This window comes from uncultured Helicobacter sp. (genome assembly GCF_910577135.1).
GTDB classification, from domain to species: Bacteria; Campylobacterota; Campylobacteria; order Campylobacterales; family Helicobacteraceae; genus Helicobacter_C; species Helicobacter_C mastomyrinus.
On record NZ_CAJTLL010000024.1, the window covers coordinates 1 to 22,184 of the forward strand.

Annotated in this window: 21 protein-coding genes and 1 pseudogene; 12 read left to right on the forward strand and 10 right to left on the reverse strand. The window is 39.5% G+C overall.

Annotated elements, in window-relative coordinates:
* Positions 1 to 418: 418 nt before the first annotated feature.
* Positions 419 to 616, forward strand: a pseudogene (locus QZ289_RS09585) (outer membrane beta-barrel protein); the annotation flags it as partial.
* Positions 617 to 775: 159 nt separating this feature from the next.
* On the opposite strand, the gene QZ289_RS09590 reads toward QZ289_RS09585, so the two are convergent.
* Both QZ289_RS09590 and corA read right to left on the reverse strand, forming a co-directional pair.
* On the reverse strand, positions 776 to 1,507 hold the full coding sequence (locus QZ289_RS09590) for a TerC family protein (protein ID WP_295702001.1): 732 nt from the start codon (positions 1,505 to 1,507) through the stop codon (positions 776 to 778).
* A complete protein-coding gene (gene corA, locus QZ289_RS09595; RefSeq protein ID WP_295702003.1) occupies positions 1,507 to 2,475 on the reverse strand; it encodes a magnesium/cobalt transporter CorA in 969 nt (322 codons plus the stop codon). The genes QZ289_RS09590 and corA overlap by 1 nt, the downstream gene beginning before the upstream one ends.
* A 165-nt stretch (positions 2,476 to 2,640) precedes the next feature.
* Here corA and pgsA point away from each other — a divergent pair, with 165 nt between their 5' ends.
* The 11 genes from pgsA to hemC all read left to right on the forward strand — a co-directional run bounded on the left by pgsA (position 2,641) and on the right by hemC (position 12,422).
* Positions 2,641 to 3,180, forward strand: coding sequence for a CDP-diacylglycerol--glycerol-3-phosphate 3-phosphatidyltransferase (pgsA, locus tag QZ289_RS09600; RefSeq protein WP_295702006.1), 540 nt, complete (start codon positions 2,641 to 2,643; stop codon positions 3,178 to 3,180).
* Between the two features lie 3 nt (positions 3,181 to 3,183).
* Entirely contained in the window at positions 3,184 to 4,251 is a 1,068-nt protein-coding gene (rseP, locus tag QZ289_RS09605; protein ID WP_295702008.1) for an RIP metalloprotease RseP, read from the forward strand.
* A 9-nt stretch (positions 4,252 to 4,260) separates the two neighbouring features.
* Positions 4,261 to 4,926, forward strand: coding sequence for a YggS family pyridoxal phosphate-dependent enzyme (locus QZ289_RS09610; protein ID WP_295702009.1), 666 nt, complete (start codon positions 4,261 to 4,263; stop codon positions 4,924 to 4,926).
* 1 nt (position 4,927) lies between these two features.
* Positions 4,928 to 5,317: a hypothetical protein gene (locus QZ289_RS09615; RefSeq protein WP_295702011.1), complete on the forward strand. Its 390-nt coding sequence runs from the start codon at positions 4,928 to 4,930 to the stop codon at positions 5,315 to 5,317.
* A 138-nt stretch (positions 5,318 to 5,455) separates the two neighbouring features.
* Positions 5,456 to 6,766 (forward strand): histidinol dehydrogenase, encoded by a 1,311-nt coding sequence (gene hisD, locus QZ289_RS09620; protein WP_295702012.1) that lies wholly within the window; start codon positions 5,456 to 5,458, stop codon positions 6,764 to 6,766.
* 2 nt (positions 6,767 to 6,768) lie between these two features.
* Positions 6,769 to 7,032 (forward strand): DUF2018 family protein, encoded by a 264-nt coding sequence (locus QZ289_RS09625; RefSeq protein WP_295702014.1) that lies wholly within the window; start codon positions 6,769 to 6,771, stop codon positions 7,030 to 7,032.
* Positions 7,025 to 7,447 (forward strand): hypothetical protein, encoded by a 423-nt coding sequence (locus QZ289_RS09630; RefSeq protein ID WP_295702016.1) that lies wholly within the window; start codon positions 7,025 to 7,027, stop codon positions 7,445 to 7,447. The genes QZ289_RS09625 and QZ289_RS09630 overlap by 8 nt, the downstream gene beginning before the upstream one ends.
* Positions 7,448 to 8,359 carry a polyprenyl synthetase family protein gene (locus QZ289_RS09635; protein WP_295702018.1) on the forward strand — a complete coding sequence of 304 codons (912 nt, stop codon included), beginning with the start codon at positions 7,448 to 7,450 and terminating at the stop codon, positions 8,357 to 8,359.
* A 9-nt stretch (positions 8,360 to 8,368) separates the two neighbouring features.
* Complete coding sequence (gene hemA / locus QZ289_RS09640) at positions 8,369 to 9,691, forward strand: glutamyl-tRNA reductase (protein WP_295702020.1); 1,323 nt, start codon at positions 8,369 to 8,371, stop codon at positions 9,689 to 9,691.
* Between the two features lie 9 nt (positions 9,692 to 9,700).
* Complete coding sequence (locus tag QZ289_RS09645) at positions 9,701 to 11,482, forward strand: proline--tRNA ligase (protein ID WP_295702021.1); 1,782 nt, start codon at positions 9,701 to 9,703, stop codon at positions 11,480 to 11,482.
* Positions 11,472 to 12,422 (forward strand): hydroxymethylbilane synthase, encoded by a 951-nt coding sequence (hemC, locus tag QZ289_RS09650; protein WP_295702023.1) that lies wholly within the window; start codon positions 11,472 to 11,474, stop codon positions 12,420 to 12,422. Before QZ289_RS09645 ends, hemC begins: the two co-directional genes overlap by 11 nt.
* A gap of 145 nt (positions 12,423 to 12,567) precedes the next feature.
* Here hemC and QZ289_RS09655 read toward each other — a convergent pair whose 3' ends face one another.
* The 8 genes from QZ289_RS09655 to yedF all read right to left on the reverse strand — a co-directional run bounded on the left by QZ289_RS09655 (position 12,568) and on the right by yedF (position 21,332).
* Positions 12,568 to 13,710: a hypothetical protein gene (locus QZ289_RS09655; RefSeq protein ID WP_295702025.1), complete on the reverse strand. Its 1,143-nt coding sequence runs from the start codon at positions 13,708 to 13,710 to the stop codon at positions 12,568 to 12,570.
* A gap of 195 nt (positions 13,711 to 13,905) precedes the next feature.
* Positions 13,906 to 14,460: a GTP cyclohydrolase I FolE gene (gene folE / locus QZ289_RS09660; protein WP_295702027.1), complete on the reverse strand. Its 555-nt coding sequence runs from the start codon at positions 14,458 to 14,460 to the stop codon at positions 13,906 to 13,908.
* A gap of 32 nt (positions 14,461 to 14,492) precedes the next feature.
* Entirely contained in the window at positions 14,493 to 15,422 is a 930-nt protein-coding gene (gene htpX / locus QZ289_RS09665) for a zinc metalloprotease HtpX (RefSeq protein WP_295702038.1), read from the reverse strand.
* A 12-nt stretch (positions 15,423 to 15,434) separates the two neighbouring features.
* The gene (locus QZ289_RS09670) at positions 15,435 to 16,418 is read right to left on the reverse strand and encodes a catalase (protein ID WP_295702029.1); all 984 of its coding nucleotides are present in this window, start codon (positions 16,416 to 16,418) and stop codon (positions 15,435 to 15,437) included.
* A 132-nt stretch (positions 16,419 to 16,550) separates the two neighbouring features.
* Complete coding sequence (gene flgE, locus QZ289_RS09675; RefSeq protein ID WP_295702031.1) at positions 16,551 to 18,710, reverse strand: flagellar hook protein FlgE; 2,160 nt, start codon at positions 18,708 to 18,710, stop codon at positions 16,551 to 16,553.
* 113 nt (positions 18,711 to 18,823) lie between these two features.
* A complete protein-coding gene (locus tag QZ289_RS09680) occupies positions 18,824 to 19,516 on the reverse strand; it encodes a hypothetical protein (RefSeq protein ID WP_295702033.1) in 693 nt (230 codons plus the stop codon).
* 125 nt (positions 19,517 to 19,641) lie between these two features.
* Positions 19,642 to 20,649: a selenide, water dikinase SelD gene (selD, locus tag QZ289_RS09685; protein WP_295702034.1), complete on the reverse strand. Its 1,008-nt coding sequence runs from the start codon at positions 20,647 to 20,649 to the stop codon at positions 19,642 to 19,644.
* Between the two features lie 62 nt (positions 20,650 to 20,711).
* Positions 20,712 to 21,332, reverse strand: a complete 621-nt coding sequence (gene yedF / locus QZ289_RS09690; RefSeq protein WP_295702036.1) for a sulfurtransferase-like selenium metabolism protein YedF — start codon at positions 21,330 to 21,332, stop codon at positions 20,712 to 20,714.
* Between the last annotated feature and the right edge of the window lie 852 nt (positions 21,333 to 22,184).

Consider the following 22,184-nt stretch of genomic DNA (forward strand, 5'->3'; position numbering starts at 1 on the left):
TGCTCAAATCAGTGAGAGAGTAGATAGTGTAGCTAGAGATATACTTGATGATGTGAATAAGAAGAAGTTTTAGGGGGTATGTTGAATTAGAGAGATATTGCATTTAAGAATCTTTAAGGTGAGATTCTTAAATTTTATCACAAATGCCTCGTCTCTATCCTCCTAACGACGATCCCCCTTTATCTTTACAAACCAAGTCATTATTAGGAGAGACTCTTTATTGTTACAAAATCTAAATATAACCTCAACTTTTTGCTTTTAAGTAAAAAACGAGGCGAGTGCAGGCTATGGTGCTGCTAATATCAAAGACCAATATTTATCTCAAAAAATATAATCATTACATTGATTCTAAAGAAAAAGGTGTAGCCTTTGAAATCCTAGCTAGTTATAAGCGCTTTCTCACTCCTCATTCCGATTTCGTTTATTTGTAAACTTTATCTATACCGATGCAAAGCATAAAAGTGCAGTAAGCGGGGAAAATGTAAATGCACATGTAATGAGCTATGCTATCAATTTTGACGCACTCTATAACTTTATCGCAAGCAGTACAAACTTTGGTGTGTTTGTAGGAATAGGAGCTGGTGCAAGTGCTTATGGTTGGTGGAAAGGCATTTGATGAGATTCCTAGCGATATACCAAATACAAGGATGGACAGGGAAACTTATGGTAGGATATACATATAATGTCAGTGCGCGCCATATTTATAGCCTCTAAGCATTATAATTCCCTTAAGATTCAAAAGTCTTAAGGGAATTATACACCTATATCCTCACTTTTATTTGCGTGATTTAATAAAGTAAATATTAAGAATCTCCACACCTAAAGAAAAAATAATAGCAAAATAAATATATCCTCTAGGTATATGAAAATGCGCACTATCAGCGATAAGCATTACCCCTACAAGAATGAGAAACGCTAGGGCTAAGGTTTTGATACTTGGATTAGATTCTATAAAATGTGAAACGCCTTTAGAGGCAAATAGCATAATTAATACGCTTACAACAATGGCAATAATCATTACCGGGAGAATATCTACCATACCCACTGCTGTGATAATAGAATCTAGCGAGAATACAATATCAAGCACCATAATTTGTATAAGTACTAAGCCAAAGGCAGCATATTGTTTTGTGCTGTGGTGTTCTTCTTTTTGCGCAGTCATAGCGTGAATCTCCCCTGTGGCTTTATATACAAGGAATAATCCACCCAAAAATAGCACGATGTCTCGTCCGCTCAGGGCAAAATCAGCGATATGAAAAAGCGGTGTGGTAAGCTTCATAATCCAAAAAAGACATACAAGCAGTACGATACGTGAAAGCATAGCCAAGCATAAGCCAATAATCCGCGCCTTATCGCGTTGAGATTCTGGCAGACGTGCGATAATGATAGCAAGAAAGATAAGGTTATCAATGCCTAAAATAATCTCTAAGAATACAAGTGTGCCTAGAGCTACCCACGCTTGTAAATCCCCAACCCAATACAAAACGCTATTAAATAAAAAATCCATTAAATCCAGCCTTTTTTCTTAAAATAAATAATAGGAAAAATGGTAGAGAGAATCATAATGACTAATACCACAGGGTAGGAGAAGTCCAAATGCAATTCAGGCATATTATCAAAGTTCATTCCATAAATCGTCCCTATAAGCGTAGGGGGCATCATTGCCACGGTTACCACTGTAAAAAGCTTGATGGTCTTATTCTGCTCGATATTAATTTGGTTGGTAAGAATGGTTTGGATATTATCAAGGGCATACATATTTGCTGTGGTAAATTCTACAAGCGAATTTAAGTCTTTTAGCACAATACCCATATTGCGCTTTACTTCGGAATCTGCCTTATCACTCTTAAGTAATGCCGTGATAGCGCGCCGTTTATCAAAGAGAGAATCCCGCACACTCATATTTAGCTCTTGCAAGGAGGAGAAGTCCTCTAGCATTTCATCATAATTAATTACAGAGGAGTTGAACACCCTTTTGCGCAAGGTACGTGTGTTTTTCGCCACGCTTTCAAGCAAATCAGCATCCTTCTCTACACGGATTTCAAAGATTTTGCCAAGTAAATCAAAGCCATCTTCAAAGACTTTAGGCGTGGCAAGGACGATTTGCTGAATCTCATCAAAAACGCGAAATTCACTATAACGTAGAGTAAAAAGGATATTTTTGCAGAGTAAAAAGGTGATAGTTTCATTACGCAATTCAGCTTCTAAAGAGCGCACAAGGAAGTAGGTATTAATCGTAATACTTCCGCTATCTTCCCAATAACGAGCAGACTGTTCAATCTCCTCTCTCTCTTCTTTGGTGGGGACTTCAAGATTATAAGTATATGAAATATAATTCACTTCTTCGCTTGATGGCTGAAATAAGTCAATCCAGAGAATCTTATCGTGCTCTTGAAGGATTTTAACTTTTTCATCGCTTAAATGTAGGCTTTCACGTACAATAAGCCCATTGCGCCTAATAAAAATATTAATCATTATATGCCTCCTTTGTTTAAAATTTGGAGATATGGCTATAAAGGCGTGATTGTAGCAAAACTCGCCCAACCCTACGATAACTTTCGCCGCTTTTGCGCTTAAGTTAAAGAATCCGTTGTAAAATCTTAATCTCAATGAACGATTTAAGAGATTTAAAGGAACTAAGTGAAGCATCTCCCTAATATATTAAGCATATCGCGGATTTTTCTAGCTATTTTATTGCTTTTTGTTGCCTTGCATTATGATAGTATTTTGCCTGATTGTGTTCATAGAAGTTGGGTGAATTATCTCACTTGTTTGATTTTTTGTATTGCCTCTTTGACGGATTTTTTTGATGGCTATATCGCACGCGAATATCATCTGCACTCGCGTTTTGGTGAGGTATTTGACCCATTGGCGGATAAAATGCTGATCTTATCCGCTTTTATTGCATTATTGATGTTGGATAGGGCTTCTCCGTGGGCGGTGTTTCTTATCCTCTCACGCGAGTTTTTTATCACAGGATTGCGTGTAATGGTGGCTGGAAGCGGAGCGAGTGTAGCAGCAAGTAATACTGGTAAATATAAGACAGGAGCACAAATTACTGCTATTGCATTTTTATTAGCCGATTTCTTTCCAGGCGGGGAAGTCCTTCTGTGGATTGCTGTCGCACTCACATTGTATTCTGGGGCAGACTATACACTTAAATATATGAAGAGTCTTTAATTTATGAGTATTTTTATCGCACTTTTGATTCTATCTTTCTTAGTTTTTTTCCACGAGTTAGGGCATTTTATTGTGGCAAGGCTTTGTGGGGTGAGTGTAGAAGTCTTTAGTATTGGTTTTGGTAAAAAAATAGCAAGTGTGTATATAGGACACACACAATACGCCCTCTCTCTTATCCCGCTTGGTGGCTATGTGAAGCTTAAAGGGCAAGATGACACAAATCCAAAAACACAAAACAATGAGCCAGATTCATATCTGGCAAAGTCCCCCTATCAACGTATAGCGATTTTACTCGCTGGACCTTTGTTTAATCTGCTTTTGGCATTTATGCTCTATGTGGCTGTGGGTATGGGGGGCAAGATAAGTTTGCTACCTATCGTGGGTGAAGTGAGAGCAGACTTCCCCGCGCAAAAAGCTGGGATACAAGCAGGAGATAGAATCTTAAGCATTAATGGTAAAGGGATAAAGACGTGGGAAGAGTTGGATTCTATGATTATCCACACAGATGGTGAGCTACACATACAGATCGAACGCAAAAATACAAATGATGTAGTCTATCTTTTTGAAACTACCCTTACTCCTATACAGCAGGGGAGTAAAAATATTTTTGGTGAGCCTATTATGCGTAATATGATAGGTATTGCAAGCAGTGGTGTTACGGGTGAGGTCAAATATAATGCTTTAGAAAGTCTAAGCTATGGTATAGATGAGACGTTTAAGGCTAGCACACTCATCGCGCAGAGTATTGTAAAGCTTATAAGCGGTGTAGTGCCTAGCAGTGAGGTTGGCGGCGTGGTGAGCATTGTATCTGTGATAGGCTCAGCTTCTAATAACGGCTGGGTTACATTATTTTGGCTTACTGCACTTATATCTGTAAATCTTGGGATTTTGAATCTCCTGCCTATCCCTGCACTTGATGGAGGGCATATTATGTTTAATTGTTATGAGATGATTATGCACACCCCTCCGAATGAAAATGTGATGTATTATCTTACACTTTGTGGCTGGGCGATACTCTTGGCATTAATGTTATTAGGATTGTATAATGATATATTGCGTTTGTCATTTTAGGGAGAGCAGATGTTAGCATTAAATCTTGAGAGAATCTTGCGGCGGATTGAACGCGCACGTTTGGCATATAATGCACATCATATCGTATCGCTTGTGGCAGTGAGTAAATATCAAACACAAGCAGATATACGCGCACTCTATGAATGCGGACAACGAGCCTTTGGAGAAAACAAAGTCCAAGATTTACGTGCTAAATGCGAGGAGTTAGAGGATTTGCCATTAGAGTGGCATTTTATTGGTTCCTTGCAGGAAAATAAAATCAATACTTTGCTTTCTTTGCAGCCCACGCTTTTGCATAGCCTAGATTCTCTTAAACTTGCTCAAGCATTGCAAAAGCGATTAGGAGAGCGAAAACTAAGAGCATTATTGCAAGTGAATGCGGCAAATGAAGCAAGTAAAAACGGCGTGAGCGCAGAAACTGCTAAGACAATTTATGAAGAAATCCTGAGCACTTGCCCTAGTATTATGCTAGAAGGCGTGATGTGTATTGGCGCACATAGTGAGAATAGGGCTGATATTGAAGCAAGTTTCAAGCGTACTCGTGATGTGTTTGATACCTTGCAAGATAAGGGTGCGAAAATACTTTCTATGGGAATGAGTGGGGATTTTGAAATGGCTATTGCGTATGGGGCGAATCTCGTGCGAATTGGCTCAAAATTATTTGAGAGGAAGTAAGATGAAAATATTATGGCTTATGGGTATATGTGCTTGCTTGGTATTTGCAGAAGGGAGACTTACGTGCATTATGCAAGATATGGAGTATGCAATGAGTCTCATTGAAAAGGGCATTTTGTATAGTAATCAGGTATGGCTTGATGAAGGTTTGCAAAAATTTAAAATCCTTAATAAAGAATTAAGACAAGTTGATCCTAATACATATCTTGACGCATCGCAAAGACGCGATACCAATGTAGTGAGTGGAATCATTAATCGGCAAGTTGAAAACATAGAAGTATTAGAGAAGTTTTTTAAGAATAATGAGATTGCAAAGGGCGCTGCCGTATATGGAAGAATTCTCGCTGGGTGCGTTAGTTGTCATAATCTCATACGCACAACTCCTCTATAGAATCTATCGTTTTTATCCTTTAAGATGTGATGCTTGCAGGATTATCCCTTGATGTGTCGCAATGGCGTAGCAATATAGCCCATTTGTTTAGAGTAGCAATATATAATTCCCAATTACTTTATGATTATGGGGGAGATGATGAAAATCCTTGATGTGCGCTCAAAAGACTTTGAAACTAGCTTCAAAGCACTTCTAGCACGTGGCAAAATGGATATAAAAGAGGTATCCTCTGTCGTAGAATCCTTACTTGATGAGATAAAACAAAATGGCTTAGAGGCTATAAAAGCACATATTGCGCGGTTTGATAAATGGGAAGCCCATACTTTGCAAGATATAGCCATCACGCCACAAGAGTGCCTTAAGGCTTATAATGAGCTATCTGCTGAGCTAAAATCCGCCATCCACCTTGCCTATGATAGAATTTACGCCTTTCATCAAAAGCAAAAAACACAAAGTTGGATTGATTGTGAAGATAATGGCAGTATACTCGGTGTGAAGGTTACCCCCATAGAGCGAGCTGGGCTGTATATACCCGGTGGTAAGGCAGCTTACCCAAGCTCACTTTTGATGAATGCCATTCCAGCCATTGTCGCAGGGGTGAAAGAAATTGTGGTATGCTCCCCCACACCGCACAATAGCCCTAATCCCCTTTTGCTCGCCGCTTTGCATTTATGTGGCATTACTGAAATCTACAAAGTAGGCGGGGCGAGTGCCATAGGGTTTATGGCGTATGGTTGTAAGGAGATTCCAAAGGTTGATGTGATTAGCGGTCCGGGCAATATTTTTGTCGCTTGTGCGAAAAAGCTGGTGTTCGGGGAGGTCAATATCGATATGATAGCCGGTCCTAGCGAGATTGCCATTATCGCTGATAAGGGCGCAAATCCCACCTATGTTGCCTATGATTTGCTCTCACAAGCTGAACACGATGAAATGGCAAGTGCCATTCTTGTGAGTGATGATATGCGACTTATCGAATCTGTGCGCTCGCATATTCAGGCATTTTTGCCCACAATGCCTAGAAATGCCATCGCGCAAAAAAGTATAGAAAATCGCGCCGTGATGATACACACACGCAATTTACAAGAGAGTATAGATATAGTTAATACTCTTGCACCTGAGCATTTGGAGATACTTACTGCTGCACCATTTGAGGCGCTTCCGTATATCAAACACGCCGGAGCTATATTCTTGGGAGAATATGCAAGTGAGCCTATCGGGGATTATCTCGCTGGTCCTAATCATACCTTGCCTACTGGCGGCAGCGCGCGATTTTTTTCACCCCTTAGTGTAGAAAATTTTGTCAAAAAAAGCTCTATTATTGCCTTTTCTGCCAAGGCACTTAAAGAAATGGGTGAATCTTGTGCGCGATTAGCCCAATGTGAATCTCTTGACACACACGCACAAGCAGTTTTAGCACGATTAGATTCTATAAAATCACAAAAGGAGTAGGAATGGACGCATTTTTTGAAGGTACACCTTTGCAAAAATGGCAGGAGATTATACATAATGCATCGCCTACGCTTGTTAGCTTAGAGTTAGAATCTTTGCTAGAGCGGATTGCTATTTATGAAATGCTTTTGCATAAGCAGGGCATTGATGCACAGCTCGCCCTCGAGCAATCTCGCTTTGATGAAAGTATTCTTGTAGAATTAGAAGAGATGAAAAATAATCTTGCTATAGATTCTATGGCAAAAATATTGAGCAATCATGAATAAAATCATTTTGATTTTTTTGTTTTTGATATGTTTTGAATCTATGCACGCAGCTTCTCCTGTGTGGCTTTGGAAAAAGAGTCTTTCTCTTGAAAAAGAGCAAGTTTATACAGCACATTTTAAGGTCGGTGGGGTGCAAAAAGAGTTGAGATTCCGCTGGACGTTGTTCAAAAACTATGGTTTAGTACTCCATCTTAATTATGATAAATTTAATCACCAAATAGTGCTTTACACAGATTATCAACGCAATGCTTATAAAATCCCGCTTGGTATGGAGGATAGAGCCTATAAAGATAAGCCACATTTGGTGATGTATTTTAAATCTTTTAGCGATGAAAAGGCGCATTTGAATCTGTATATAGAAGGGCAGGGGGTGGCTGTGCTTGATGATTCTCTATCGCAAACAGAGGGAGCATAAATGAATATGGAACTTGCAATAGGGCGGATTAAGGCTTATATTAATGAATACATTGCAGAATGCAATAATGAGGAGATTAGTACTCTTTGCGGACATTTGCAATATGGTAAAATGCTTCGCAGCAAGCTTTTGCTAAGTATTAGCGGTATGAGTGAAGAGGCATTAAGGGTATGTACGTTTATTGAGATGATACAGAGTGCCTCACTCTTGCACGATGATGTGATTGATAATGCACAAACGCGCAGAGGTGCACCCTCTATCAATGCCACATTTGGTAATAAAAATGCCATTATGCTAGGCGATGTGCTGTATTCTAAGGCATTTTGTGAGCTAAGTGCATTTCATACAGAAATCGCACAAAGTATCTCCTCTGCTGTAGTGCGCTTAAGCATTGGCGAGATTGAAGATGTGCGACTTTCTACTGCCTTTCACACAGATAGGCAATCTTATATTCGTATGTGTGCGGATAAGACAGCCGCGCTAATTGTTGCCGCAGCAGAGTGTGGTGCGATACTTAAAGGCTTAAATAAGCATATTTATAGAATCTATGGAGAAAATCTAGGCATAGCCTTTCAAATTATTGATGATATTTTAGATATTACGCAAGATTCTCAAACACTCGGTAAGCCCTCAATGAGCGACTTTAAGGAGGGTAAGACGACTTTGCCTTATATGGATTTGTATGATTGTCTTGATGATGGTGATAAAGAAAGGCTAAGTGCATATTGTGGCGTGGATTTAAATGAGGCAGAAGAAGCGTGGATACAAGCCCAAATGCGTAATTATAATGTTATAAGCAAAAGTATTACTAAAGCTCAATCTTACGCAAATAAGGCTTTAGAGGCGATTGCTAATGAGGGTAATGAACATCTTAACGAGATGATTAAGCAGATGTTGCAACGGACATTTTAGGAGAGTGTGATGCAGGAAAAGATTCAAATGCAATATATGGTAGTGAGTTTTTCTCATAAAAATGTGGATATTGCTACGCGTGAGCAGCTTAGCATAAAAGAAGCGCAGATTATCCCTTTTTTGCAAGAGATTAATGCGTGCGAATCTATTAGAGAGAGTATTTTGCTTTGCACCTGTAATCGCATAGAGCTTTATGTGAGTATGCACGATAGAAAGGCGGCTAGAGAGCATATTTATGCGTGTTTTGCGCATTTTAGCACTATGGCATTAGAAAAAATCAAAGAAATGGCGATTGTGCGCTTGAACGAATATGCGATTTATCATATTTTTGGTGTGGCTTCAAGCCTTGATAGCCTTGTCATCGGGGAGACGCAAATCACAGGACAGCTTAAGAGTGCTTATAAACTTGCCTTTGATAATGGCTTATGTGCTAAGGATATGACACGTTTGATGCACTTTGCCTTTAAATGCGCAGCAAGTGTGCGCAAACAAACCGATATTTCAGCTCATAGCGTGTCTGTTGCCTCTACTGCAGTATGTATGGCAGCACAAAAACTCGCTCAAAATGCACAGAGTTTGGAATCTTTGCCCGTTTTGGTTGTCGGTAGTGGAGAAATGGGGAGACTAGCCTGTAAGCATTTGCTCAATATGAAGGCTAATATTACGCTTATAAGCCGCACACAAAGCCACGCGCAAGAATTAGCTTTAGAGCTTGGAGGGCAGATTCATATAGAATCTTATGAGAGATTAGCAGAGCTTGTAAATCAATTTCCCCTACTTTTTAGTGCTACGAGTGCACCTGAATATGTGATTACTAAAGATATGCTAAGACCGAGCCAAACGCAAAGGTGGTGGTTTGACTTAGCCTTGCCACGCGATATAGAATCTATAAATGATGAGAGGGTGCAGATTTTTTGTGTAGATGATTTGCAAGAAGTGGTACAAGAGCATAAAAGTGCAAGGGAGGAGAGTGCAAAAAGCGCGCATAAAATCGTAGAGCAATTTACGAGTAATTTTTTTGCTTGGTTGCAAACTTTAAGTGTTGAGCCTGTGATTAAGCATATCCGCTATTTAGCTAAGGAATCCGCCCTCAAAGAGCTAGATAGAGCAATTAAAAAAGGATTTTTGCCACAAGAGTATCGCCAGAGTGTGGAGAAGATTTTGCACGGGGCGTTTAATACTTTTCTACATCAGCCTACAATGCGCTTAAGAGCAGCGAGTGAGAGCCATCAGGGTGATCCTATTATCGAGACAATGAAAAGTATGTTTGATATTAATGATGAGATTGTTATGTTGAATGGCTACAAATGCGAGAAAGATACTACTTTTTGAAGGAATATTATGAAGTTTTCACAACTTTTTGTTAGCACACTTAAAGAAGCCCCCAAAGACGCTGTGCTAAAAAGCCATCAATACCTTGTCCGTGGAGGATTCATACAGCAGATAGGTAGTGGTATTTATAACTTTTTGCCCTTAGGGAAAAAGCTCCTTGATAAAGTCCACGCGATTGTCAAAGAAGAGATGGACGCCACAGGAGCGCAAGAAGTGCTTATGGGGTTTATTACCCCAGCGGAGCTATGGCGAGAATCTGGGCGATATGAAAAATATGGCAAGGAGCTTTTACGTTTTACAGATAGGAAAGAGAATGAATTTGTGCTAGGACCTACGCACGAGGAGGCAGTTACATACATTGCTAAAAGCACTCTTAAAAGCTACAAGCAGCTACCCGTGCATCTCTATCAGATCCATACAAAATTCCGCGATGAATTGCGTCCGCGCTTTGGGCTTATGCGTGGGCGTGAATTTATAATGAAAGACGGATACAGCTTCCATAGTAGCACAGAGGATTTAGATAGGGAATTTAATGTAATGGAGGCGACTTATAAGCGAATTTTAGAGCGTATGGGCGTGGATTTTAAGGTTGTAGAGGCAGATTCTGGGGCGATTGGCGGGAGTGGGAGTAAGGAATTTATGGTGTTAGCTCCTTGCGGTGAGGATACGATTGTCGTATGTAAGGATTGTGAGTATGGTGCGAATATTGAGATTGGCACTAGAAAGCCCCGCACTACCCCTCGTCTAAATGAAGTAAAATATGATAGCAATCCCCCACAGGCAGCCTTTGCAAAATTCCGCACACCTGATGCAACCACAATAGAATCTCTAAGCACATTTTTTAAGGTGGATAAGTTTTTTACCATTAAGGCGATTGTGAAAAAGGCAATGAGGGCAGATAATAGCGGGGAATTGGTGTATTTTTTCGTGCGCGGTGATGATGATGGCGAGGAGACAAAAATGCTTAATACCCTTAATCGCAAGGATAGTAGCTTTTTGCTACTAGATGATGCGAGTGTAGAGGAGATTAGGGCTGTGGGGCTTGAAGTAGGATTCATAGGTCCTTATGGATTACGTCATATCACGCAGAGTGAGCATATTTATTTTGATGAGAGTTTGAGGGAGGCTTCAAACCTTATTTGTGGGGCGAATGAGAGAAATTTTCACTTTGTAGGTGTGGATTTAAGCACATTTGAAGGCTTAGAATATGCTGATTTGGCAGTGGTAAAAGAAGGAGATTTATGCTCTAGATGTGGCGGGGAGCTTTACTATACTAAAGGCATAGAGGTGGGGCATATTTTTAAGCTAGGCACAAAGTATTCGAGTGCATTAAATGCGGAGTTTTTGAATAAAGAGGGCAAGAGAGAACCTTTCATTATGGGCTGCTATGGCTTTGGAATCTCGCGCATTTTGCCGGCAATTTTGGAGCAAAAAAGTGATGATTTGGGCTGTGTGTGGAGTAGGGAGGTGAGTGTTTTTGATATGGTGATTGTGATTTCAAACATTAAAGATAGCACACAAAGTCAATTTGCCTTTGCTTTATATGAGAATCTTAAAGCGCAGGGCGTTGATGTGCTGCTTGATGAGCGCGATGAGCGATTTGGTGCAAAAATGAAAGATTTTGAGCTATTGGGATTTCATTGTGCGTTGATTGTGGGCAAGGCATTAGCAGAGCAGAAAGTGGAGCTTGTTTTGCGTGAGGGATTGCAGAAAATAGAGCTAGATGCGCAAGATTCTGCAAAGCTTGTAGGGCGGCTGCTTGGGATATTAGGAGGGGAAAATGTCTCATAAAACATTGACTATTGGCACACGAGGGAGTGCGTTGGCATTATGGCAGGCTGAATATATCAAATCCCGCCTTGAAAATGAATGCAATATCTCATCTTGCATTCAAATCGTCAAAACAAAGGGTGATAAGATACTTGATGTGCCATTGGCAAAAATCGGCGGCAAGGGGCTTTTTACAAAGGAGCTTGAGGAGCTGCTTTTGAGTGGAGAGATTGACTTAGCCGTGCATAGCCTTAAAGATGTGCCCGTGGAGTTTGTGAATGGACTTGAGTTAGCCGCTATTACTGAACGTGAGGATTGTAGGGATAGCTTTTTGAGTATGCGCTATCCTAGTATTGAATCTTTGCCACAAGGTGCAAAAGTAGGCACAACCTCGCTTCGCCGCTCTATGCAGATAAAGAAGTTTCGCCCAGATTTAGATACGCTAAGTCTAAGGGGGAATGTGCAAACGCGTTTGCAAAAGCTACGCGATGGGGTATTTGATGCGATTATCTTAGCACAAGCGGGTATTAAGCGACTAGGGCTTAGCACAAATGATGTGGCATATATCGCGCCTTTGGCTTTTATGATTCCAGCGATGGGGCAGGGTGCGTTGGGGATTGAAATGCGTAGTGATAGTGCGTATTTTGATACTATCACTAGACTTACCCACGCTCCTACTGCGCTGTGTGTGAGTGTAGAAAGGGCGTTTGTGCGAGAGCTAGAGGGCGGGTGTCAAGTGCCTATTGGCGTGTATGCGGAATATATAGATCAGAATCTTTATTTAAAGGCTATCGTCGGGCTACCCGATGGTAGTGAGATAATAGAGGAGCATTTGCAAGGAAAGATAGCATTAGCAGATATAAGAGCAGGGGAGAATCTAGGGCGCACACTCGCACAGAGGTTTATCGCAAAAGGTGCCAGAGAGCTACTCACTCGTGCGCAAAAAATGGCATTTGTGTAAAACGATATGTTTTACACTCTATAGTATTTCTAAGATTTGAGTCTTAAGATAATGGAAAGTGTGCTTTATGGAAGGGATAAAAGGAGAATAGGGTTTAAGTGTGGTTAAAAGTTTAAAGGCTGCCTAGGGCAACCTTTAAGAGAGATTAGAAATCCCATTTGATTCTTACACCAGCTATTACGCTCCCTTGCTTATTGCTACCAGCTATAAGATTTGAAGTTTTCTTGCCTTCTGTGTTGTAAAATGTAACTTGAGGAGCGACTTCAACATTTGCATTTGCTTTGTAGGGGAGCTGTAAGAATGCAGCATAGCTGTGGATAGGACCACTATTGGCCTCTACTTGAGCGCTTCCTCCATAGGTGGCTTGATAACCAGCTCCAAGGATAAGAGAGACATCTTGGCTTAATTTTGTGCCAAATTCTACCTTGCCCCCAGCAATTTCTGCGCCTAAGCCTACGCCATTACCTACGTTGGTAAAAGTGTATCCACCTCTACTATAAGCTCCGGCAACTTGCTCACCATAGAGATAGCCGTTTTTACCATATTGTGCCACAAGCGAAAGGAATGAATTTCCAAAAGTAGGACGCAAGCCTAACCAAATATGATAAGCATGTGTGCCGGGATTTTCTACAATAAGGAAATTGCTAGGATTTATTGAGCCACTATTATAGTATTTGTATGAACCAGCAATTTTAAAAAATGGCTGTCCTTTGTCATTATTAATCGTATAATTTGCGGCGATACGAGGTGTTTCTTGATTTGTCTCACTCCAACCATTCCCTCTTACATCTTCAAGCACACCAATACTGAATCCTGCGATATTATATTGAAGCTGAATGTGGCGTTTAGCTGTTGGTAAACCACCAAAACCCACCATACCGCTATCAATATTGAGCCAGTTGCTACTAAAGCCATTATCAAAGCTTGGTGAGTTTGTCTTACCAAAAAGCACTACCCCATATCCTGTATCATAGGATCCCCAATATTGTCTATAAGGAGCTGTTGTATTTCCATCTGCTGCAGGAATCACATCAGCTTCTCTTGCACCAAATTCCACATTCGCCTTGAATTTACCCATTTGTGCCCTCACGCCAAATTGCGAGTTACTTTGTAATCCAAAGAGGAATGCTGCTGGATCTGCTGCTTTTGTGCTTTCACTATAGCCCATAAAACCACGAATAGAGCCATATATCTCAACTTTTTTATCATCATCGCTGTATATCTCAATCGCGCTTGCTGGCAATACAAGAAAAGTCGATAATGCACCACTTACAAGAACCTTTTTCATTAGAAACCTCCTAAAAAGTTGTTTGTTCAAATAATGAACTAAAACTATTATTGTTTAAAATAGAGGACTTGTCAATAAAAATATAAAATTTATAGAGGATAAAGTGAAAAATATATACATATCTTTAAAATTTTTCACTTAACGTAAGTTATATTTATCTTTTATTTAATAATATTTAATTAAGAAAAATATTTATTACTTGATAAGTTGCATAAATTCTGAGCGAGTTTTAGAATCTTTTTTAAACAAGCCTCTTAGTGCAGAAGTGATAATATATGATTGCTGTTGTTTGCCACGCATTTCAAGGCAGAGATGTCGTGCCTCACAAACGACCATTACGCCCTTTGGCTGTAATTCTTGAGTGAGTGAATCTGCTATCTCTGCGGTTAAACGCTCTTGAATCTGCAAACGATGAGTGAAAACTTCTGCCAATCGTGCTAATCCACTAATGCCTACAAGTTTATTTTGCGGAATATAGCCAATGGAGAGTGTGCCAAAAAATGGCAAGAGATGATGTTCACACATTGAATAAAATGACAATTTCTTAAGCACTATCATTTCATCACATACACCATCTTCAAATACCTCTCCTAAAGCGTCTTTTGGACTTTTGTCATAGCCATTTAGCATATCTGCAAGGCTTTGTGTTAAACGCTTTGGTGTATGGACTAAGCCTTCACGGGTAGGATTCTCCCCTATATGGCTGCATAATGTATCAAAAAATATTTTGAGTTGCTGCTCTAGATTCATTGTTTGCCTTATTTTAATGTATTGCTTAAATGCTAAAAATGTGCTCCAAGCAAGGCTTTTATGCGATTTTGTATGCTAGGGTGAGTGCTTAGAATCTCCCCCATACTAAAAAGATAGGCATTTGCGCGTGTGGGATTTGGCTCTTGGTAATTATTTTGCGCATAATCTTGGCTGATTTTTTGCAGTGCCCTTATCATAGGCTCACTATCCCTCATCAAATATGCCGCACCAGAATCTGCCATATACTCGCGATTACGACTGACAAAGAGGCTTAAAACAAGTGTAAGCAAAGGCAGCACAAACTGCAATACAAGCAAAATCATTCGCGCACTCCGTGCACCTTGAGAATTGCCTGAGCTAAAGTAAAAGGCAAAGATATTTACCCCTAAGAGCATAATATTGCTTAGAATCCCAACGCACATTGTCAATCGTACATCGCCGTGCCTGATATGGCTTAGTTCGTGGGCGATGACAGCCTTTAGCTCATCTTCATCAAGCTTATCCAAAAGTGTGGAGGTAATGGCTATCATCGAGTTATTGGCATTCCAACCGCTTGCAAAGGCGTTCATATAAGGGGCTTCTATGATGTAAAGGGCAGGCTCAAAGGGACATTTTGCCTTTTTAAGCAAATCTTGCAAGACACCATAGAGGCGAGATTCTCTGCGGGAGAGGACAAGAGTGGGATTGATACGTTTATATTCATTCCCACTTAGCATAATGCGTGAGAATTGCCCGAGACTAAAGCAGATAATAGCAAATGCTACCACTGCCATACCAAAGGTAATGAGCGGAAATTCTCTTCCACTTAAGAGGAGAAAAAATCCTTCTTGCAAAGTAGGGGCATTTAAGCGGATAATATCGGCTAAAAGCCCAATGAGTGCAAAAATCACCATATATACACATAAAACCATATAGGTTTTATATCGGTTCATAGTAATGATTCGCTCAAAATGGGAGGTCATAGGCATATATCCTTATTGTCTCCTACCAAATGTAATGACATAAGTGCCATTACGTAAATCAAATAATGGATCTTGTGGCTCTCCGACACCACTAGGCAATACGCCGGGCATAAATACATCTCCATTGCAATCTGTGCCATCATATTTTTTTACCCTCAATGTACCTACTTCTAGTTCTTTATGTTCACCGCTCCATAAAGCAGTTGTATCATTGGTTACATCATTAGGATTGGCAAAAACAAGCACCATTTTGTATTCGATAGGTTTTTTTGCTAACTTAGCCTTTGCATCAGATTCTAAAAAATTATCATCTTTAGTCTTTAGCTCATCTTGGTTTAGATAGGAGACACCATTTGTTGGGACAAATTTAAATCGTGCGGGGAGCATTTCTTGAGTTTTAGAATCTTTTACAAAAAATGTGTGAATGCTATGATACATAGTGTTTGCCACACTGCTAGTGATACCCATTTTAGCAAGGTAAGCTTCATAATTGCGGAATGAAGCGACTTGTTGGGTGCGTTTTTGAATATTTTTTGTATCAACTTTGCCATTTTTGGGGACTTTCATAGCAAAAAATTCCCAAAACTCTTTTGGATTCTTGGAAAAGTTGATTTCTGTATTGAGCACAACCATTTCCCAATTATCTGTTTTACTATTGAGCTTAAGGGCTAAACCTCTTGCCTTAGACTTATCACTCGCATTTGGATTTCCTCCACCAAGTGAAAAGCGCACTTGTGTGGGGATAGATTTTTGAGATAAAAGGGGAATGTCTAGGGTTTTTGTAATGCCTTTTGCTGGGAGAAACTCTCCAATAGCGCAGAAACCTTTTGTGTGATTGATTTTTTTATGCGGGTTATTTTTATCACCATTAAGTGTATAAAAAATATCAGCTATTTTTTGTGCATCATACTCTTCTTTTGCGTGTATGTTTGAGAGAAGTACAGAAGAGCATAGCCCTGCTATAAGGATTTTACCAATAGAAGATAGATTTGACATAATGTTCCTTAATGCTGAGATTAAAACGAGATTCTAAAATATATATACTTAAATATTATTTATAGCCAATGAGTGGTTTTGATATGTTAATGTGCGTAGAAAAGGCTATGGGCTTTACCCATAGCTCAAATATTATTGCTTGAGGTTAAGAAGAGTGTTGAGAATCTGGTCGGAGGTCGTTACGGCTTTTGAATTTGCTTGGAATCCTCTCTGAACTACAATAAGCTGTGTGAGAGATCGGCTTAAGTCCACATTACTCATCTCTAGCTTACTGCCCGATACCCCACCTCTACGTCCTGTGTTTGCTGCGCCAATCATTGGCTCTCCGGAATTTCCTGTTTGGGAAAATACATTGCCACCTTCAGCTTGCAAACCTGTGTTGTTCGCAAAATTTGCAAGGGCAACTTGTGCTAGGGCAATAGAGCGTCCATTGCTAAAAGCCCCAAGTAATGAGCCATTAGAGTCAAAGCGAATATCCATCAAATCCCCTGCTTGATAGCCATTTTGATTAATGGAATAGGTTTCGGAGATTTTATCCACACTTGTTAATCCCCCAAATGTTTCATTCGCGCCAAATTTGAGCTCAAGCCTTTGTGGTCCCTTGCTTCCATTTTTTGGGTCAAATTGTAATATGGGAGGATTCATACCCGAAAGCGAGCCATCGCCGTTAAAAGTTGCCCTTCCTCCTTCAAAGACATTGGGCTTGCTTGCAGAGCCACCGATAAATTGTGCTGGTTCAGGCACTATGGCTCTAAAGCTCCATACTGCATCACCTGTTTTCCAAAATTCAAAGCGAATGTTATGCTTACTTCCTAAACTATCGACAATATCTACGCTTGTAGCGTGTGTGGCTTTTGTAATTTTGCTTGTGCTAACCGATGAGCCTCCCTCGATGAGTGAAGCGGTGTTGAGGGCTTTCATCGTTTCTTTGAAAAGCACGTTATTAGTTACATTTTCGGAGAAGTGGCTTGTAACATAAAGGCTAAGATTGCGCTGCTCTTCATCATCTTCATCATTGCGATTGATAATCTCAAACATACCCCAATTATTAATCGTTACCCCTACTGAAGCGGTGCTTTCATGGTAAGTTTTTTCAGGATTCTTAATCATGTTTGCATCATATTGCATAAGGGCGCGTAAATCTTCAGTGGTTCTAAATTGTCCTGTAGTAGAATCTGCATCTTCAGATTTTGTATAGCGGTATCTAAAGGCGGTAATATCCTCTTCACCTTGAACAAACTCTTCAAATGCACCTGTTCCATCAGCAGTAATACGGATATTTTTGACTTTTTCACCGCCATCCATTTGATTGCGGTTTTCAATTCTTAGCTGTCCTGAATCCACATAAGCACTTACACCTGTCTTATCACGGACGGAATTAATAGCATTTTGAGCTGCTACAATAGAGCTAATACCTGTAATTGCAGAATTATTTGAAAAGCTTATATTCTCTCCATTAATACCTATGGTGCTCACTTCATTGGTTGCTACAATTTCGTGTTTAATTGCAGCTGTTTTATAGCTCATCCAAATGCCTTGATTTTCATTGAGGGCAAAGGCATCTCCCTCATCGTTAAATAACACACCCATATCTTCACTTACTTGTGTAAGCATACCACGAGAATCATATACGGGGGCATTACCATCGGCTGTTGTTCGTGTTGTGGAATCAAGAGCGGCTACATCTCGTATTTGCTCTACGTGGCGTCCTGCATTAAGATTTGCACGTAATGTAATTGTTTTGGTTGCACGTGCAGGCATTACCATACCCGGGTCAATTTGAATATTTCTTATAGGTCCGGTATTATCTACCCTAAAGAAGTCAAAATCGCTCATTGTTTCAATTTCTGCAGATTCAAGTGGAGGGCGCACCCAGCCTTGCACGACATAGCCGCCTGTGGTTACAAGATTCCCATTTGCATCAAAGAGAAACTCACCATTACGCGTATAATTGTGTGTAGTGCCTCTATCAGGTGAAATAATGAAGAATCCATCACCCTCAATGGCTATATCTGTTTTAACATCAGTATTTTGTGTATTCCCTTGTGAAAACACCTTTGTTGTCGCATCAATCCCAACTCCTAAGCCGATTGAAAAGTCATTTTGCCCGCCTAACCCATTTTTATAGGGAGAAGTAGCAATAAGCTTGATTTGTGATAGCATATCCACAAAGGAAGCTCTTGAGTATTTAAAACCAACGGTATTAACATTGGCAATATTATTACTCTCCACATCAAGCGCAATTTGATGTGCCTGCATACCGCTAACACCTGACCACAAAGATCTTAACATATTGTATCCTTTCTTATAGAATCTAGCAATTTTATACCAAAAAGACAAGCAATATGTATTCCAAAAATAAGTATAGAGGATTGAAAAATATGAAGAGAGAAAAATCCCAAAAGTTAGCGTGTGCTTCCTACAGATGTTATTCGTGTTTTGCTTCTAAAGGCAGGTATGGCATTCCAAATAGATACAAGAAGGATTTTTTGAGCATCTTCTGGATTCATAAATTTATGTTTCATAAGCACCCTGCATACGAGGAGTTCATAGTATAATTTACCTACACCCCTATCATCAAGATAGGCTCTTTCAAAATCTCCACCAAAATATCGTGCTACATTACTCATACTGATTTCTTGATTGTTGAGTGTTTTTTTATAATCATTTGGGGAGGTATTAGGTGGAAATTTACTTACACGTGAGCTAATGAAAGTTAGGAGCTTTTCTTCTAAGTTTTGTATAAGCTCTAAAAAATGGACACTATTTTTGTCGATATGTTCCCTTGTGCGAATAGCTCGTTCCAGTGCATTTGGCTGAGAGTCTTTAACAAGAATGAGGGCGATTTGTGTTATCTTTGGTTCGGAGAGAATATTGATTACATATTGTTGCTTTATTTTTCCAGCCATATAGGATTGTTTTATATTATCAATTGCTTTGTCAAGATTAGGAGATTCAAACATTGTGTTAAAAATACCATACTCTTCTTTTGGGAGAAATTTTTGCAAATCTTCTTTATAATTCGTATTGGCGATAAAACCCTCTTCTTTGAGAACAAAAAACCTACGTACTAGGGTGTTTATGGTATTGAATTGCATACGACTGCCCTCCAAAGTTTTAAAATGAACACAAATAAATCGGTAAAAAAATTTTCCTTTAAAAAGATATATTTATTATGATGGATATTTTTATAAATAAAATATGGAATATTTTTATATATTTATTATCCTAGAATGATAGATTTTTCTTGTTTTGAAATGATTTCTCCTATAATATTGGCTTGCTCTATACCGGTTTTGCGAAGTTCATAGACAAATTCCTTTGCCTCACCAAAAGGCAGGGCAAAGAGTAGCCCCCCTGATGTTTGTGCATCATAGTAGTAAATATCATCTTCTAGACTACATTGTATGGATACATATTGTTGTAAAGTCTTTTTGTTTTCATACGAACCACCCGGCACAATACCTACTTGAGCAAGTTCCTTGATACCATCAAATAATGGAATCTCTTGTGTATAAAAAAGCATACTTTTTGCCTCTATGTGATGGGGCTGCTCTGTCTTAGGAGCTCGACACATCTCAAGTGCGTGTCCTATTAACCCAAATCCCGTAATATCTGTGCAGGCGTGGATTTCATAACTTTGTGCGATATGTGCTGCATAAAGATTGAGCATAGACATAGCTTGTATTGCTTGAGCACTATCTTTGAGACTACGAGCTTTAATAGCAGTAGTGAGAATCCCGCTTCCCAAAGGCTTGGTAAGCACGAGTGCATCACCAATTTGCCCGGTGTGATTACGCCACATAGAATCTTTATGCACGATGCCATTAACCGATAAGCCATATTTCTGCTCTTTGTCTTTAATAGTATGTCCGCCAAGCAGCAATGCGCCAGATTCTGTAATCTTATCTAACCCACCTCTAAGAATGGCATTAGCTATATTGCTATCAAAATGCGCGCTATCCCACATGAGCAGATTCAACGCACTTAAAGCCTTGCCTCCCATCGCAAAAATATCACTCAAGGCATTTGCTGCGGCAATTTGCCCATAGATATAGGGGTCATCAACCACAGGCGTGATAAAATCCACGCTTGAGAGCATAGCATACTCGCTTTCATTGGAAAGTAGCATAGCTCCGCAGTCCTCATTACCCTCAAATCCAGCGAGCAAAAGAGGATTAGGCTTTTGGCTAAGCCCGCTAAAGATTTGTGATAAGTCTGCCAGACCCACTTTAGCTGCTCAACCCGCACATTGAATATGTTGGGTAAGTTCGTAATCCGCCATAGATAGCCTTAGAATGAAATGAGGCTATCGCTTATAAGCATATTTTGTATGCTCTCAAGCGAATTGCCTATCATACCGACTTTAAGCCGCTCTGTAAGAGCAAAATAGCTTAAACACGACCCACAAGAATAGATTTCAACTCCTTGCCTTTCAAGCTCTTTGAGGGCTTCCACAATCTCTGTATTGTCCACTTCTTTGTTATCGGTTGTGAGTAAAACGCCGCGATTGATAAAGAGAATCTTTTGAGGCAGTACATCAGCATTGAGGAGGGATTTTAAAAAACCATTAACGAGCATACCGCCTAGCTCTCCATCCCCCACTCTATCGCTTTTGAAAAGCATCATTTTAGGCACGATTTTGTCTTTGCCCTGCTTTGTTTTTTTGTCTGTAATCTTACCCTTAAGGATAATCATAAACTGCTCATCGCGCCCAAAGCCCATTTCAAACTCAAAGCCCTCTGATTTTAAGAAACGTGTGAGATTCTCCTTAGAAGATGGTGTATTGCCGATAATCTCATAGCTATGAAGCTTTAAGGAATGCTCATTCACGCCTAAAAGCGCCTTTTTTGCTTTGATAACAGGCTCGGGACAAGAGAGATCACGCACATCAATTTGTATGGTATTATTCATCATAATCCTTTACTCCCTTATTTGTAAGGGCATAGAATCTAAATAGAATTGCCTTAGAGGATTCTATAATACGGCTTGATACAAAACCTCAAAGGTAAAAAATGTGATAATACACTTTTATGGATTAAAACTCCTTTAAGCAAAAGTGTCAAAAGGTCGTGCTTACTTTTATATAAAAACATTTTTCTTGTTTTGCTCATTGGTATCAATAGCATTCATACCAATGAGAGTATAATATTGTGTTTTAGCACTTTTGTCTTAAGTGCTTTGGCTAATAACATATTGCTATGTAAAAACCTTTTAGCCTAAGTGAGTTTTACTAAAATTTATACTGATACATAAATCATTTCTAAACTACCACAGGTGCAGAAAGAGCAAATCTTTTATCTTATGTAGGCTTTATTGGGATTATAGAGAGTGGGTAGATAATCCCTTAAGCAAAAAGAGGTAAAATTTTTGTCTTGCATATTCATATTAAAGTGCCTACCTTATTTATAAAAAAATCAAAAGTGATAAAAAAAGGGGAGTGTTTTGAGATGTTGGTGTCAAAGAAAGACGATGAGTTTTTGTTAAAATAGCACTATCTGTTTTCTCACCTACTTTGTGGTGCGGAAAAAGAGAATTAAGGAGGTAGTACTGCCTCCGCTCTTTTGGGGCTGGAGGGTAAACCCCTTTTGCCTTTGCAGGATTACATCTTTTTGCGATAAAAAGAAGTTATCAAAGTATTAAGATAAATATTTTTTGAGATATTAAACATCAAACCGAACTCATCGTTTTTTAGCAAAAACAGCAAACAAGATTCTAAATTTGAATCTATTTACAAGCAAAACATATCTTTAACTTATATAAAAT